The sequence below is a fragment of the Microbulbifer maximicatervae (SeqCode) genome (genome assembly GCF_052467325.1).
In genome coordinates this window covers 1,371,517-1,385,922 of the sequence record NZ_CP174310.1, presented here as the reverse complement: position 1 = coordinate 1,385,922, position 14,406 = coordinate 1,371,517, and the positions used below count along the sequence as shown (strand labels likewise).

Here is a 14,406-nt window from a genome sequence, read left to right as displayed (position 1 = left end):
GTGGGCTGCTTAAATGATTGTAAGTCCAAAGCGCTTAAATTCACGATTACTAAATTCGTAGTATCCGGGGATTTTCTTGCATATATATTGATAGTTCGGGTTTTTTAGATCCTTGAGTTTGATACTTTTTTCGTTCACGGCCTCTGCTGGGTCAATTTTATCTTGATGGTATACAACAGCCTTTTCCATATAAATGGGTCTTACCTTAAGGTTATTGATTACCCGGTAGGCTAGATCTATATCATCATACCCCCAGGTTCCATCATACTTTTCATCAAACAAGCCTGCTTTGATAACATGCTCTTTCTTAAACACCATATTACAGCCATAAAAATGACCCCAAGGATGCTCTGTGTTCGGTAGATGCTCAATTTTGCCCAAGCGCCTGTCTTTACTGAGCCCATAATTTGATGAACTATTAAACCTTGGGAAGTTGCTGAGGTATACGCCACTACTATCTATTTTGCTCGGAACTATTTCTTTGGAATTAATAAATTCCCTTATTCCTGCCATGCAGATATTTGATCCATGCTCATTAATTAATTTTTGGATTTCTGTTAAGTACTGGGGGGAGGGGATACAGTCACTATCTGTAAATATACACCAGTCATATTTGGCAATATTAACACCTAAATTGCGTGCCGAGTTGAGTGCAAATGGGTCTGGTAAAAGGTGCCTAAATAGTAAAGTTACAGTTAGTTGATTCTTGAATTTGTTGTAACATGAAATGATATTGGGATCTTGTGAGTTGTTGTCTACAATGATGAGTTCAAAATGGCTTTTGGGAAATGTTTGTAAAGAATAGCCTTGCAGAAGGTTATATAAGAGGTCAGCGTTGTTGTAACAGGGCATAATGATGCTGAATCGATCGGTCATACACCTAAACTTCCCATCGTTCTTAGATCAATAAATGACTTAGGTTATACATTAAATACACAATAAATCATCACAGGTTGACTTGGTGGCGAGACTAGCCGGATACCAAGCTTGATGGCTGAATTTTAGAGTCGCTTTAAGTAGATAGTGAGCAGGATTGCTACTGGTGGGATATATTTCTTATCTAGAGACATTTCAGGTGCCTTGCAAAATAGGTGGCGGGGAGCAAGAAAAAATGGTTGCTATAATACTTGGTTATTTATTGGGTTTAAAATGCTCATTAATAATCAAATAGAGCAACTGTATAAGTCTAGTTGCAAGTGGTTTCATTCGAGTTAGGTTTTTATCTTTCGTTATTGAATAGATAGCATTTGGCCTGAAGTACATTTTTATAGGAAAAATTCCTGTATGGCCCCCCTCGACCAATGGTATTTCTTATGATTGACTGGAAGTGCTGGGTTTGGCATTAGCTTTTCCCTATGGTTTGTGTTGAATGATACATGGAAACCATAGGTAAATGATTAAAGAAGAGAGAATCTCAACCAAAGATGGGATACAGCTTGGGGCCAAGCTTTTTACGCCCAATGAGGAGCCAAAAGCGGGCATTATCATTAACTCTGCTATGGCTGTGAAGCAAAGTTTCTATTGGGATTTCGCCAGCTTTTTAGCCCAGAATGGCTACTTGGTTCTGACTTATGACTACCGGGGCATTGGGAAGTCTTCTGTCGCCAACCAGAGAGACAAACGGCTGACTTTGAGTGCTTGGGGAGAGAATGATCTGGAGGCGGTAATTGACTGGTGTGGTAAACACTCTAAAGCGCTGGTTTGGCATTGTGTTTGTCACAGTGTCGGTGGACAAATCCTAGGTCTTGCATCAAATAATACTCAACTTTCAAGTGTGTACTGCGTATCAGCTCAAAGTGGCTTTTGGAGGCTTTGGGGGGCTAAGCATCAGCCAAAGCTAGTGCTGGCGTGGTACTTTGCCTTTCCGGTGTTATCGAGGGTTTTAGGGTGGGTGCCAGGCGCACTCTGGGGAGGGGAGAACCTACCTGCAGGTATTGCTAGCCAGTGGGCTTTTTGGGCCCGTCATAGGGACTATGTGGTCGATCGGCAGGGCAGACCTATTCGCGAGGGGTTTGAGCGCTTGCAGTGTGATATGAAGTTCCTGTTTATCGATGATGATAAGGACTTCGCGCCAGAGAAGGCGGTGCGTACATTAAGGGACTTCTATTGCAACGCAAATACGGATATTGAAACCATCCAGTCCAGTTCTATTGGCAATGGATCGATTGGCCATTTTGGATTCTTTAGGAAGAAGTTCAAGGATAGTCTTTGGCGCAACGTTTTAGACTGGTTGGAGTAGGCTGTTAGGGTGTTTTCGTGTGCTCGTAAAGTCGTAGTGTGACCAGATAGGGACGCATGTTAGCCCCATGAAAAGGCGTGTGCTGTGCAATAGTCTGCAAGAACCGGAAGGTCCCGTTTGCCTGCCTGATGGCCACATTTATGTCGCTGAAATGTCATCTTCGCGGCACTGTATAAGCCGTATTGATCCGACAGGGCAATACCAACGGGTAGGAGACCCCGGTTGGCGCCCCAACGGTTTGGCAATTGATGGGAGCGACAGCCTTTGGGTCGCCGGTGGGGGGAGGGAGCGGCTTGTGCGTATGGGGTTAGATGGGGCACTGCTTGATATCTATGGCGGACCAAAAAGCAAGCCTTTCTTATGGCCTAATGACTTGGCTTTTGCTGAAAACGGTTTGCTCTATATGACAGATTCCGGAATTGATCCGGGTGAGTTTGTTCAGGGGCAGGCTATCCGGGCTGATTTCCGAAATTGTCGTTACGATGGACGGGTATACGAGATAGACCCCCGCAGTGGTGATGTGTTGCGACAGCTGGATTCAGGGTTGCGCTTTCCCAATGGTATTGCCATTGATCTACAGGGCCGCTTATATGTGGGGGAGACTATTAGCGGCAATATCTACCGCTACGATCTCGCTTCTTTAGCAACTCCGAAACGGGAGGTTTTCAGCAATGTGGTTTTCGGAGCGCCAGAGGGATTTGTGGGACCTGATGGGATGGCTTTTGGTAGTGATGGGCGATTGTATTGTGCAGTTTTCGGTCAAGGTGATGTGACTGTTCTTGATAGTGATGGAAAAGTTGTCGAACGTATACCCACCTGTGGCAAGCGGCCCACTAATATTGCTTTTTGCGAAGACCCAAGGGGTGGGGCGGTGGTAACGATTTTGGATGTCGGGTGTTTAGAGTGGTTGGGGCTACCTTGCGCGGGCAGGCAGCTTTACCGTCCAAAAATATAGATTGGGTGGATTGTCGACTCAATGGTGTTGCCATGGGTTACAGAGAGGCGTTACTGGGTCAGTCGTTAGTTTTCTGTTGTATATAGTTGCGCCATCCATGAAACTTGGAGATGTCTTCCTGCTGCTGGGTTAAATAGTTTTCGCCCAATATCCCTAAGACTTGCTCACCATTTTCTAACCTCACTTTGCCTAATGTTAGCCCTGTCGCTTCTAAATAGAGCACTTCAATTAAATTGGCCTTGGGAAGGGACCAGATTTCAATGTCAAACCATGTTCCTCCTATAATCACTCGCTGCATAGAAGGGTACTGGCCTTTAATTACCCACATTCCGTAGATGGCCTCTGTTCTGTCCTCCCTGACAAAGGTTGCATCGTTTTGTAGCAGGTTGCTTTCTAACTCAAGGCCGCGCATCAATGGTCCATTTACTGCGACTTCTGTATATGTGCTCATATTGGTTGCCGATATCCGATATTCAATATTAGTGCTACTGATCGGTTTCATTACTACTCATACCCAAACTCTCCGCATAGGCTCGCCAGCCATGCCACTTGGAAATATCTTTCTGGTTTTGCACAATATAGTTTTCACCTAGTATCCCTAATACTTGTGTTCCATCCGCTAAAGCAACTTTACCTAAGACTAATCCTTTAGCCTCCTCCTCTAATAGGTTGACTAAGTTTGCTTGAGGAATTGACCAGATCTCCAGTGCAATCCATGTGCCGCCACTAAGCACTCTCTCCATTGCAGGGTATTTGTCTCCAATGGACCACATTCGATAGATTGGTGCTGTTTTAGCCTCACGAACAAAAGTGGCGTGGTTTTTCAGCATATGTTTTTCAAGGACGAATCCGCGCATTAGGGTGCCATTAACTGCGACGTCGATAGATTCAGCGTTCGCTAGTGGCACCAATAGCATTAAGCTAGCAGCAACATATCTGAGTATCCTGAGCATTGATTTATCTCGAGTTTAGGCTGTATGAATTTAGCTTATATATGGAAATAAGAAGACTCTAGATTATGCTTGGGTCTCGTTAATTATTTTAAATTGGTACCAGAGAAACATCTTGCCACTTACCAATAATCACTAATGGAGATACATTGTGAGTCTGACGGATTTATTGTTACCTACGTATATACAAATGTTGGAGGCTCTTTCCTGTTGGCTTGAGAAAGCAAAAGCAGAATTGCCAGAAGACAAGTCCGAAGCCCTCCTTAAAGCGAGGCTCGCTCCAGATATGTTTCCCTTATCATCCCAAGTTCGGTTTAGTTGCTTACAGGCGCAAGAGGCAATATTTCGATTGGGGCGGCGTGCGATTCCAGATTTTCTGGAGGAGTTGGCTCGAGAAGGGCAGGGAGCTGGTGAAAATCCTGGGTCCATTTCCGAAGCTCAAGAGCGAATTCGACAAGCGCTGATACGTTTAAGAGGCGTTACTCCAGAAACATTGATGTTGAGAAGGGATGAGCTTGTGACAATTAAACTTCCTAATGGGATGATTTTTGATATGACTGATGATCAATATGCCAGGGATTGGGCGTTACCCCAATTTTATTTCCATATTAATACGGCTTATGCAATCTTGAGAAACCAGGGTGTTTCATTGGGAAAAGCTGATTATGTGCAGCATGCTTTTGCTTACCTCAGGTCAGAGATGACTTCAGACGCCTAAATCACGGGAATACTTGATTTTTTTAATTTATGGCTAAAGAGATGTTGGTGTAAATTAATTTCAACTGACTTTTGTGCCTTAACCTTATAAAAGTTAAATTCAGTAGGTGAGGAGATTATTTGATAAAAAGTCAAACTTCTTTGTTGGTACGTTCTTCTATAGAATCCGCCCCCTTTCCGATTCTTCATGCGTACGATAACAGGAAGTTGATTTATGACCATCTCCCGCCGAACTTTTGTCCAGGCTATGGGTGTTGCACTTTTGACCCCCTTTGCGATTCGTTCTCTCGCGGACACTGATAGCGAAACCTATGCACGTTTTGTGCTGGGCGGCACCACATCTACTGATCAAATTGATAACGATGGAATTGTTTTTGATTTATCCGTGGCCTCGGGAGATCCCAGTCAAACAGGGGTGGTTCTTTGGACGCATATTAATCCAGACTCCTATATAGATGGCCAGTCTCTATATGTAGATGTTGCGTTGGATGAGGAATTTACTCAGCCAATTCTAAGTGCTGAAATCAATGCTAGTGATATCACGGCAGACCGCGATTACACCGTCAACATTGACCTGGAAGGCTATTTATCCTCTGACCAGCGTTATTATTACCGGTTCAAATACGGCACTATTTGTAGTCGTACTGGCCGCTGCCACACTTTGCCAACTGGCAGCCTTGAGACTCTAAAGATGGCTGTGGTCACTTGCCAGGATTACACCACCGGTTACTACAATGCCTATAACCATATTGCGGACGAAGATGTACATTGCGTACTGCACTTGGGGGACTTTATCTATGAATATGCCGAATATGAGGGTTTTGAAAGCTCAGTAGTGCATTCGCTCTCTCTGCCTTCTGGCGGTTCGGTTGCGATGGACCTTGAAGATTATCGCCATATCTATAAGGAGTACCGCAAGGATAAGAACTTGCAGCGGGCGATGGAAATGCACTCATTTATCATCACATGGGATGATCATGAAACGGCAGACAACGCCTACTGGGATTATGAGAGAGATACTCTGGGCGTGCCGTCTCACCCCTACCAGACCGGTGATAACGATCCTGATCAGCTGCGCCAGTTACGTCGCGATGCCCAGCAGGCTTGGATTGAATATGTCCCAGCACGGGTAAAAGTTGATGAGTCCGCAAGCCATGCTTTTGACTACTTGCAGATATATCGGTCATTCCAGTTTGGGGACTTGGTTGACCTTTATATGACAGACAGCCGCACTTATCGAACCAAGGAGCCTTGCACTGACGGTACTACTTGGGAAAATTACTGGTGTACAGATTACGAAAAAGATAGCCAAACCATGCTGGGTAAGACACAGCGGGATTGGTTGATAGATGGAATTGTAAATTCCAGTGCCCGCTGGAAAGTATGGGGGAACCAAACTCTACTGGCCCAATTGGCTGGGACTATCTTGGGGCGTTCACTGGTTTATGCCAACTATGATGCCTGGGACGGTTACCAGTGGGAGCGGGAACAGATTCTGTCGTCGGTTAAAGACAGTAACGTTGACAATTTTGTGGTACTGACAGGAGATCTTCATTCCAGCATCGCGTCGTACCTAAAAGTAGACTTCAGCAAAATCAGCAACTGGAACTACGACAACTTGGTCGGTGTTGAGCTGATGACCCCATCTATATCTTCTCCTAATATGAACGATACGATTGAAAAAGGTATTGATGTTGGCAGTGTGTTTACCTCATTGCTAAATGGTGGGGTTCAGGTCAACAATCCACATATCAAAGATTTTGTCAGTAATATCTATGGATATGCGGTGATTGAATTCAATGTTGATGAATTGAATTGGACCGTATACAACATTGATAAGAAGAGTGACAATCCGGATACCGAAAAGGCCATTTACAAGAAGTTTAATTATGAGCCGGTTGGCATGTGGTTGACTGAAAAATAACTAGCTGCCATTCAATATGAAGTTGGGGGCGCTGGCCCTCAACTTCATAAGATTCCCGTATATCTATTTCTTTTTCATCACAGCTAGAAAATCCTCCCCTGCTTCCGGAGCTAATGGGTCTGCGAGTACACATTTGATATATGCCTGCGGGTCATCTATACCCGACGATGGGCACAATGCTGTATCTGGCGTTGGGGCACTCTTGATAGATCAGACATCAAGTAAAAGGATATTACTTTGCTGCAAGACTCTTACCCTTACTACCTGGCCAATGAAGCAGTGCATGCCAACACCGATCTGGAAGTTACTGACAAGTATTCAGGGAAAGTAGCTACCCGGGTTGCAATGGCTGATGCCAAGGTTATTGACAGTGCCATCGACTGGGCGCTTTTGGCAGAAAAACCGATGGCTAATTTGCCGTCTTACACCCGCCAGGAAGTTTTACAGCATTGTGTTGTACGTTTTCGTGAAAGGTTTGAAGAGCTGGCCGAAGCGCTGTGTATTGAAGCTGGTAAGCCGATTCATGATTCGCGGGGCGAGGTACTGCGTCTAATCGATACGTTTCATGTAGCTTCTGAAGAAGCGGTGCGTATCAATGGTGAGATTATCAATCTTGAGATATCCAAACGCTCACGGGGCTATCGCGGATATGTCAGGCGAGTACCGGTAGGCGCATGTTCATTTATATCGCCGTTCAATTTCCCTTTGAACCTTGCTGCTCACAAGGTGGCACCTGCCATCGCTGCCGGATGTCCCTTTGTACTAAAACCCGCTAGCCGCACGCCCATAGGGGCATTGATCATCGCTGAAGTTCTGGCCGAAACACAGTTGCCGAAAGGCGCCTTTTCTGTATTGCCTTGCCATAGAGAGGGAGCAGAGCTGTTTACTGTGGATGATCGATTCAAGCTGCTGAGCTTTACCGGCTCACCGGCGGTGGGATGGGACCTAAAGGCCAGGGCGGGGCGAAAGAAAGTGGTTTTGGAGTTGGGAGGTAATGCAGCCTGCGTTATCGATCGGGATACAGATCTTGATGATGCTGTAGAGAGGCTGATTTTCGGTGCTTTCTATCAGTCGGGCCAAAGCTGTATCGGCGTCCAGAGGATCTATGGGCATTGCAGTCTATATGAAGACCTGAAGCGACGTCTGGTTGAGCGTACCAAAAAGCTTAAGAAAGGCGATCCTCGATCAGAAGATACATTTATTGGCCCAATGATTTCTGAGGGAGAGGCTACCCGCTTGCATACCTGGGTGGAAGAGGGGGTTCAAGCCGGGGGAACCCTGCTTTGTGGAGGTACACGAGATGGCGCCATGCTTGATCCAACGCTATTGGAAAACGTGCCCCATGACTGCTCCATTGTACAGCAGGAGGCATTTGGCCCTGTTGCAATTCTGGAGCCTTTCGATAGCTTTGATGATGTTTTAGACAAGGTGAATGACAGTGCCTTTGGTCTGCAGGCTGGCATATTCACTCGTGACCTTTACAAAGCCCAGCAAGCCTGGGATACCTTGGAAGTGGGTGGTGTGGTTATTGGTGATGTACCCAGCTGGCGGGTAGATAATATGCCCTATGGTGGTGTTAAGGATTCGGGGCTTGGTCGGGAAGGGGTACGCTGGGCTATTGCGGATATGACCGAGGAGCGATTGATGGTGGTACGTGAGTTAAATAGTTAGAAAATTAATAGGTCACCAGGCCCACAACTCTCCTTGCAGCTGTGGCCTTGGACTAAAGATTGACCTTACTTATTAGTTTGGGCATGTCTGGCTGAGATGCTGAGCATGAAACCGAAGATGTTGCTCAATAAAGCTGGCGATAAAGTAATAGCTGTGGTCATAACCGGAATGACGGCGAAGTTGGAGCGGGTAGTTGCTTGCTTTGGCAGCCGCTTCGAGCATCTCGGGTTTCAGCTGTTCAACAAGAAAGCTATCGGCTTCTCCTTGATCCACCAACATCGGCACAGGCTTGTCGGCATTTTTGAGCAGTTCGCTGCTATCGTAGTCTCGCCAACTATCCCGATCTTTGCCCAAATAGGTTTCAAAGGCTTTTTGTCCCCACGGACACTGAGAAGGATTGCTGATGGGGCTGAAGGCTGATGCGGAAACATAACTTGCTGGATTGCGTAGGGCGATCATCAGTGCACCATGGCCCCCCATTGAATGTCCTGCAATGGCGCGCTGTGTTGTTACAGGGAAGGTGGTCTCGATAAGTGCCGGCAGTTCTTCCACCACATAATCATACATGTGGTAGTGGCGACTCCAGGGCGCTTGGGTGGCGTTGATATAAAATCCAGCACCTTGCCCCAGATCATAGGCTTCATCATCGACAACAGATTCTCCACGGGGACTGGTGTCGGGAGCAACGATGGCTATCCCTAGTTCGGAGGCAATCCGCTGGGCTCCTGCCTTTTGCATAAAATTTTCATCGGTACAGGTCAGGCCTGACAGCCAGTAGAGCACCGGAACCTTGTGTATTTGTGAAGCTTGCGGTGGCAAATAAATAGCAAAACGCATTTTGCAGTTTAATGACTTTGAGTCGTGAAGGTATTGCTTGTGCCAGCCGCCAAAACTCCGGTTGGCACTGATATTTTCAATAGACATGCTGGATAGCCCTAACTGGACCACCTCCAAGAGATGGTCCAATTGATCTTTGCTGATTATTGATCGAAGTGAATGACCGTGCGGATACTTTCGCCTTTGTGTAACAGGTCGAAAGATTTATTGATGTCATCCAGGCTCATGGTGTGGGTGATAAAGTCGTTGAGCTGGAATTCGCCATTCAGGTAGCGTTCTACGTAGTCTGGTAATTCGGAGCGTCCTTTAACGCCGCCGAATGCGGACCCGCGCCAGACTCGGCCTGTTACCAGCTGGAAGGGACGGGTGGAGATCTCCTGGCCGGCACCAGCTACACCGATAATGACTGATTCACCCCAGCCCTTGTGGCAGCACTCAAGAGCGGAGCGCATCACATTGACGTTGCCGATACATTCGAAGGAATAATCCACACCGCCCTCAGTGAGTTCGACAATGACTTCTTGAATTGGCTTATCGTAGTTGTTGGGGTTGATGCAGTCCGTCGCCCCCAGTTTGCGGGCTAATTCAAACTTGCTTTCATTGATATCGATGGCAATGATTCGTGAAGCTTTTGCCATGGTGGCGCCGATAATCGCCGAAAGACCGATACCCCCAAGGCCAAAGATCGCAACGGTATCGCCTTCTTGAACTTTGGCGGTGTTGATCACAGCGCCCATACCAGTAGTGACACCACAACCCAGCAGGCAGACTTCCTCTAATGGCGCAGCCGGATTTACTTTTGCCAGCGAAATCTCTGGCAATACGGTGTACTCCGAAAATGTAGAGCAGCCCATATAGTGATAGATCGGCTTGCCATCTTTATAGAAGCGTGTGGTGCCGTCAGGCATCAGGCCTTGGCCCTGAGTTTCACGGATCTTTTGGCAGAGGTTCGTCTTGCCGGATTTGCAAAATTTACACTCACCACATTCTGGGGTGTACAGGGGGATAACATGATCACCCTCTTTGACACTGGTAACCCCTTCACCGACCTGCACGACAATACCGCCACCTTCATGGCCCAAAATACAGGGGAATTTGCCTTCCGGGTCGTCGCCAGACAAGGTGAAAGCGTCGGTGTGACACACTCCCGATGCAATGACCTTGATCAATACTTCACCAGCCTTTGGCAGCATGACATCCACTTCTTCGACCGATAACGGTTGGCCAGGCCCCCAAGCGATGGCGGCCTTCGACTTGATAAATTGTTCAGACATTAGATTACTCGCTGTTAAATCATGTCATTCAGGGCCTGGAGTTGGTTGGCCCCGCTGTGACGACTGGGGAGCCATTATATTGATTGCAGAATTGATTATAATTGGGTGTTTTTGAAACTTTTTTTTACATATTTGCAATAATGAAAGATTGGGAAGGTATTACAGAGTTCGTTTATGTCGCTGAAAGCGAGAGCTTTACCTTGGCTGCGCAGAGGCTGGCTATTTCCACCGCTAAAGTCAGCCGCCAGGTCAGTGCTTTGGAGAGCCGCTTGAATGTCAAACTGCTATATCGAACCACGCGCAAGGTGTCACTGACACAAGAAGGTACGCTGTTTTACCAGCATTGCCGGGGGGTGCTCGATGGGCTGGAAGCGGCGGAACGAGCAGTAACTCAATTACAGACCCACCCACAGGGTAAAATCAAACTGACGGCACCGGTCACTTATGCTGAAAAGAAGGTTGCACCACTGATCAATGATTTTGTGATTCAAAACCCTAAGATTGAGGTCAATGCCTATTTCACCAATCGCCAGGTTGACCTTATAGATGAGGGTTACGATATCGCCATACGCCTGGGTAAGTTGCAGGACTCAACCTTGATGGCAAGAAAGTTGGCGGACCGGCGAATTCATCTGTGCGCCTCACCGGATTATCTTGAAGAGCACGGGACCCCACACTCGTTGTCGGAATTGAACAGGCACAACTGCCTGCTGGGCACACTGGATTACTGGCGATTCAATACCAGGGAAGGAGAAAAAAACCTTAGGGTCAAAGGTAGCCTTCGTTACAACAACGGAGGGGCGCTTTTAGATGCTGCGCTTAAAGGCCTGGGGGTTGTGCAGTTGCCCGATTACTACGTCGAGCAATATATCGCTGAAGGAAAATTAATCACCCTCTTAAGTGATCTCGAAGATAGGGATGAAGGGGTATACGCAGTTTACCCCGGCAGTCGATATATCGCGCCGAAAGTCAGGCTGCTGATTGATTATCTAGCCGAGTATCTCACTTGAGAAAAGGGAGGAGGCAGATTAAGGGTTTGGTGTAGTAAAGGGTTCACAGTGATTTATTGCTAGTGGAGGTGGTTTTTTGAAATTGTTGGCTTACCCACGTGCTGCAGAATTCTGCAATCCGCTTCCATTTTGGCTCCAGCATTAAATAGTGACCATAACCTTCCGCTCGGTAGAAGGTGGTATTTTTTCCTTGCCACTCAGCAATTAACCTTGCTGTGGAAGGGGGGATTGCCAGGTCATCGGTTCCCGAAACCATTAAAGTGGGGCAATTGATTTTTTGATAGTCAATTCTGGTTGTTTTATTACTGTCAAAAATCCAGAAGAACAATTCAAATAGGACTTGCCCAGATTCAGGACCTAATCGATCAAAGACCTTGTGCTGGTCGCCTGGATTGAGTTTGTTCAACCCGAATTTCACCATTGTCGCGAAATCCGGTAACAGGACATCATTCCAAAATTCACCCGCAGCCATAAACAACTTGCCCAGCGCACTCTCTTCTTCTGTGGTGGGCAGTATTCCCCAGTTCACGCTTCCGTTAAGCAATACGATTGCCCGTGCCAAATCCATAGTTGCCAATTTTTGTGCAATAACACCGCCCAGGGAGTGGCCGACTAGAACAGGCTTTTCATCTAAAGATTGTACAAATGCCCTGATGTCATCAACGTAGTCGGCAATACTCAGTCCTTTAAGGTGCTGCTGATTTTGTTCTGACTTTAGATCTTGATGGTAGCGGTAGCTTGGGCTGTGACAATAGAATCCTTCCTCCTCAAAATACTGGTGGAAGTTCTCCATTGTCCAGGGGCCGGCATTGGTCCCATGGATGAAGACGATAGGGGTATCCAACGCTGACTCCTGGTTTTTCAAGGCTTCCTTAGATTTTAGATGCGAGAATATCCGCAGTCATAATTTGTGGTTCTGATGCGAGCAGTTCATCCGCTTTGCCAAGCAATGCTGCAGCGATCTTGCCGTTAAGATGTGCAGTCAAGCCGTCTTCATCGCTAAAAGTGTCGAAAATAGCAAATCGCGTAGCGTTGATTTGTACGGCATACCAGCTCAGGGTTCCTTGCTCTTCCACAGCGAGCGGTTGGGCTGAGGTAAGCAGCGCTTTTACCTCATCAGCCTTATCCGCTTTGGCGTCGATCAGTGCCACGATGGCCAGCTTTGCTTCAGTCATTGTTTTCTCTCACGTTGTTTGGTGATGAGTATCCTAGAGGAAGCTTAGGTTTGACTATCAGTGTCCAAAAAGACAATGATCAGACAAAATTCGCCACTTTGAGGATTTATGGCCCAGATAGTCATCTTATCTATGCCGGGAGTTTTGCCGTCGGCTCTGGCTGGCGTTCAGGATATGTTTGCCCTGGGTGGCCTCCGCTTATCTGAAAGCCAACACTCCCTGGACCCTGCCTATCAACAGTCCTGGTCCCCCGAAATCCTGGTCGCCAGTTCTGATAGCGCCGACATTATAGACGGGCAGGGCAGGTACTTTGCTGTAAGCCATGGGGTATCACAAATATCCAGTTGCGAAGCCGTGATAGTCCCCGGATTTATGCCCAACCAGTTTGGTGTGCCCCCTGAAAAGCTGCTGGATCAACCGACTTGCGAATGGCTGCGAACCCAATATAGGCGCGGGGCGATTATCGCGGGTTCCTGTAGTGGCGTTTTGGCGCTGGGTGAAGCGGGTCTGCTAAATGGACGACAATGCACAACCACCTGGTGGTTACACAATGAGTTGAAATCCCGCTTTAGCAATGCCTGCCCGCTATGGGCCAGTGGACTATTGGTAGATGAAAATATAGTGACAGCGGGTGGCCCTTTATCTTGGGTAGATGTAACTCTACAAGTGATCAAGATGCTAGCTGGCGAAGAAGTTGCAACCAAAGTGGCTGATCTCGCTGTTGTGGATTCCCACCCGCGTTCGCAAACTTTGCATGTACCAAAAGGCTACCAGGTATCAAAAGAGCAGTTTCTGGTGGATGCTGAAAATGTGGTTCGTCAATATTTTGGTCAACAGTTAGGCAGTCAGTTGCTGGCAAAAGAACTGTCGATATCCGAGCGAACATTACACCGGCGGCTAAAACAGTTAACAGCGCAAGCACCCAAACAATTTATCGATAGCGTCCGTATGGAATACGCACGTAGCCTTTTACTAAACCCAGCCAATAAGGTTGCCAGTGTCGCGCAAGAATTAGGCTATTCCGATGATGCAGTATTCCGACGTGTATTTAAATTACATGTGGGGATGAGTCCCAGTCAATTTCGGCAGAAAAATCAGAAGAGTTAATTTGTTTGGAAGGCTACCGTCGGGGCTGGGGTCAAGCTAAACGGTAAAGCTGATAGTTGAGATAAAGAGTATTCTAAAGGTAGATATTATTGACCTTTTCTCCCAAGGATTGGCTTAGATCTTTCCTGTCAGAAAACCAGTAACATCAATATTTATAGAGACTCGTTTGTAGTGGTTGTCTTGGTGTGTGTGAGAGTTCTGATAGGGGTTCACCACATTACTTTTGAGATTTTAGAAAGCATATCAAGGCTCAAGCTAGGGGCAAATAGAAGTTTAACCGGCTTCGATATTCTCGGTGGTTCCAAATAATTTTTTTTGTTTTATATAATTTTATGCAATCAAAAGATTTACTTCGTTGGGTGGGTTGTGTCTGTAGTTGTGCCATGTGGAAAATGTGAAGAAGTGCTTCTAATTTAAAGTGATGATTTGCGTATTGTTAATTTTTGTCACTATTGACAGGTTGCTGATTTAGATCAAGATTGTGTCACTATTTGCACATTCTTTGACGTTTTTTTGGTATGCTGATGATAATTGCGTCAACCAGTAT

The 14,406-nt window shown here is 46.6% G+C and carries 14 protein-coding genes; 7 read left to right on the top strand and 7 right to left on the bottom strand.

Going from position 1 to position 14,406, the window contains the following annotated elements; all coding sequences use genetic code 11:
• Nucleotides 1–9: 9 nt before the first annotated feature.
• Nucleotides 10–876, bottom strand: coding sequence for a glycosyltransferase family 2 protein (locus tag ACJJIE_RS06395; protein ID WP_444893986.1), 867 nt, complete (start codon nt 874–876; stop codon nt 10–12).
• A 517-nt stretch (nt 877–1,393) separates the two neighbouring features.
• Between ACJJIE_RS06395 and ACJJIE_RS06390 the strand changes: the two genes are divergently transcribed.
• Both ACJJIE_RS06390 and ACJJIE_RS06385 read left to right on the top strand, forming a co-directional pair.
• Nucleotides 1,394–2,239: an alpha/beta hydrolase family protein gene (locus tag ACJJIE_RS06390; protein WP_444893985.1), complete on the top strand. Its 846-nt coding sequence runs from the start codon at nt 1,394–1,396 to the stop codon at nt 2,237–2,239.
• Nucleotides 2,240–2,306: 67 nt separating this feature from the next.
• Nucleotides 2,307–3,194 (top strand): SMP-30/gluconolactonase/LRE family protein, encoded by an 888-nt coding sequence (locus ACJJIE_RS06385; protein ID WP_444893984.1) that lies wholly within the window; start codon nt 2,307–2,309, stop codon nt 3,192–3,194.
• A gap of 58 nt (nt 3,195–3,252) precedes the next feature.
• Here the strand turns inward: ACJJIE_RS06385 and ACJJIE_RS06380 are convergent, their stop codons facing one another.
• Both ACJJIE_RS06380 and ACJJIE_RS06375 read right to left on the bottom strand, forming a co-directional pair.
• A complete protein-coding gene (locus ACJJIE_RS06380) occupies nt 3,253–3,696 on the bottom strand; it encodes an allophanate hydrolase-related protein (RefSeq protein ID WP_444893983.1) in 444 nt (147 codons plus the stop codon).
• A complete protein-coding gene (locus tag ACJJIE_RS06375; protein ID WP_444893982.1) occupies nt 3,680–4,147 on the bottom strand; it encodes an allophanate hydrolase-related protein in 468 nt (155 codons plus the stop codon). The genes ACJJIE_RS06380 and ACJJIE_RS06375 overlap by 17 nt, the downstream gene beginning before the upstream one ends.
• 148 nt (nt 4,148–4,295) lie before the next feature.
• Between ACJJIE_RS06375 and ACJJIE_RS06370 the strand changes: the two genes are divergently transcribed.
• The 3 genes from ACJJIE_RS06370 to ACJJIE_RS06360 all read left to right on the top strand — a co-directional run bounded on the left by ACJJIE_RS06370 (nt 4,296) and on the right by ACJJIE_RS06360 (nt 8,456).
• Nucleotides 4,296–4,862, top strand: coding sequence for a DUF1993 domain-containing protein (locus ACJJIE_RS06370; RefSeq protein ID WP_444893981.1), 567 nt, complete (start codon nt 4,296–4,298; stop codon nt 4,860–4,862).
• A gap of 213 nt (nt 4,863–5,075) precedes the next feature.
• Entirely contained in the window at nt 5,076–6,785 is a 1,710-nt protein-coding gene (locus ACJJIE_RS06365) for an alkaline phosphatase D family protein (RefSeq protein WP_444893980.1), read from the top strand.
• Between the two features lie 237 nt (nt 6,786–7,022).
• Entirely contained in the window at nt 7,023–8,456 is a 1,434-nt protein-coding gene (locus ACJJIE_RS06360) for an aldehyde dehydrogenase family protein (RefSeq protein WP_444893979.1), read from the top strand.
• Between the two features lie 72 nt (nt 8,457–8,528).
• Here the strand turns inward: ACJJIE_RS06360 and fghA are convergent, their stop codons facing one another.
• Both fghA and ACJJIE_RS06350 read right to left on the bottom strand, forming a co-directional pair.
• Entirely contained in the window at nt 8,529–9,380 is an 852-nt protein-coding gene (gene fghA / locus ACJJIE_RS06355) for an S-formylglutathione hydrolase (RefSeq protein WP_444893978.1), read from the bottom strand.
• 56 nt (nt 9,381–9,436) lie between these two features.
• On the bottom strand, nt 9,437–10,567 hold the full coding sequence (locus ACJJIE_RS06350; protein WP_444893977.1) for an S-(hydroxymethyl)glutathione dehydrogenase/class III alcohol dehydrogenase: 1,131 nt from the start codon (nt 10,565–10,567) through the stop codon (nt 9,437–9,439).
• Nucleotides 10,568–10,707: 140 nt separating this feature from the next.
• On the opposite strand from ACJJIE_RS06350, the gene ACJJIE_RS06345 reads away from it, so the two are divergent.
• Nucleotides 10,708–11,577, top strand: coding sequence for a LysR family transcriptional regulator (locus ACJJIE_RS06345; protein WP_444893976.1), 870 nt, complete (start codon nt 10,708–10,710; stop codon nt 11,575–11,577).
• A gap of 43 nt (nt 11,578–11,620) precedes the next feature.
• On the opposite strand, the gene ACJJIE_RS06340 is transcribed toward ACJJIE_RS06345, so the two are convergent.
• A complete protein-coding gene (locus tag ACJJIE_RS06340) occupies nt 11,621–12,421 on the bottom strand; it encodes an alpha/beta hydrolase (protein WP_444893975.1) in 801 nt (266 codons plus the stop codon).
• A gap of 28 nt (nt 12,422–12,449) precedes the next feature.
• A complete protein-coding gene (locus ACJJIE_RS06335; RefSeq protein ID WP_444893974.1) occupies nt 12,450–12,752 on the bottom strand; it encodes a putative quinol monooxygenase in 303 nt (100 codons plus the stop codon).
• A gap of 108 nt (nt 12,753–12,860) precedes the next feature.
• On the opposite strand from ACJJIE_RS06335, the gene ACJJIE_RS06330 reads away from it, so the two are divergent.
• Nucleotides 12,861–13,859 carry a GlxA family transcriptional regulator gene (locus tag ACJJIE_RS06330; protein WP_444893973.1) on the top strand — a complete coding sequence of 333 codons (999 nt, stop codon included), beginning with the start codon at nt 12,861–12,863 and terminating at the stop codon, nt 13,857–13,859.
• Nucleotides 13,860–14,406 lie beyond the last annotated feature (547 nt).

Excerpts from the sequence above, each read along its gene's own strand:
- ACJJIE_RS06345 (WP_444893976.1), top strand. The coding sequence starts at position 10,708 with ATGAAAGATTGGGAAGGTATTACAGAGTTCGTTTATGTCGCTGAAAGC.
- ACJJIE_RS06350 (WP_444893977.1), bottom strand. The coding sequence starts at position 10,567 with ATGTCTGAACAATTTATCAAGTCGAAGGCCGCCATCGCTTGGGGGCCT.
- ACJJIE_RS06375 (WP_444893982.1), bottom strand. The coding sequence starts at position 4,147 with ATGCTCAGGATACTCAGATATGTTGCTGCTAGCTTAATGCTATTGGTG.
- ACJJIE_RS06335 (WP_444893974.1), bottom strand. The coding sequence starts at position 12,752 with ATGACTGAAGCAAAGCTGGCCATCGTGGCACTGATCGACGCCAAAGCG.
- fghA (WP_444893978.1), bottom strand. The coding sequence starts at position 9,380 with ATGTCTATTGAAAATATCAGTGCCAACCGGAGTTTTGGCGGCTGGCAC.
- ACJJIE_RS06365 (WP_444893980.1), top strand. The coding sequence starts at position 5,076 with ATGACCATCTCCCGCCGAACTTTTGTCCAGGCTATGGGTGTTGCACTT.
- ACJJIE_RS06380 (WP_444893983.1), bottom strand. The coding sequence starts at position 3,696 with ATGAAACCGATCAGTAGCACTAATATTGAATATCGGATATCGGCAACC.
- ACJJIE_RS06390 (WP_444893985.1), top strand. The coding sequence starts at position 1,394 with ATGATTAAAGAAGAGAGAATCTCAACCAAAGATGGGATACAGCTTGGG.
- ACJJIE_RS06330 (WP_444893973.1), top strand. The coding sequence starts at position 12,861 with ATGGCCCAGATAGTCATCTTATCTATGCCGGGAGTTTTGCCGTCGGCT.
- ACJJIE_RS06385 (WP_444893984.1), top strand. The coding sequence starts at position 2,307 with ATGAAAAGGCGTGTGCTGTGCAATAGTCTGCAAGAACCGGAAGGTCCC.
- ACJJIE_RS06395 (WP_444893986.1), bottom strand. The coding sequence starts at position 876 with ATGACCGATCGATTCAGCATCATTATGCCCTGTTACAACAACGCTGAC.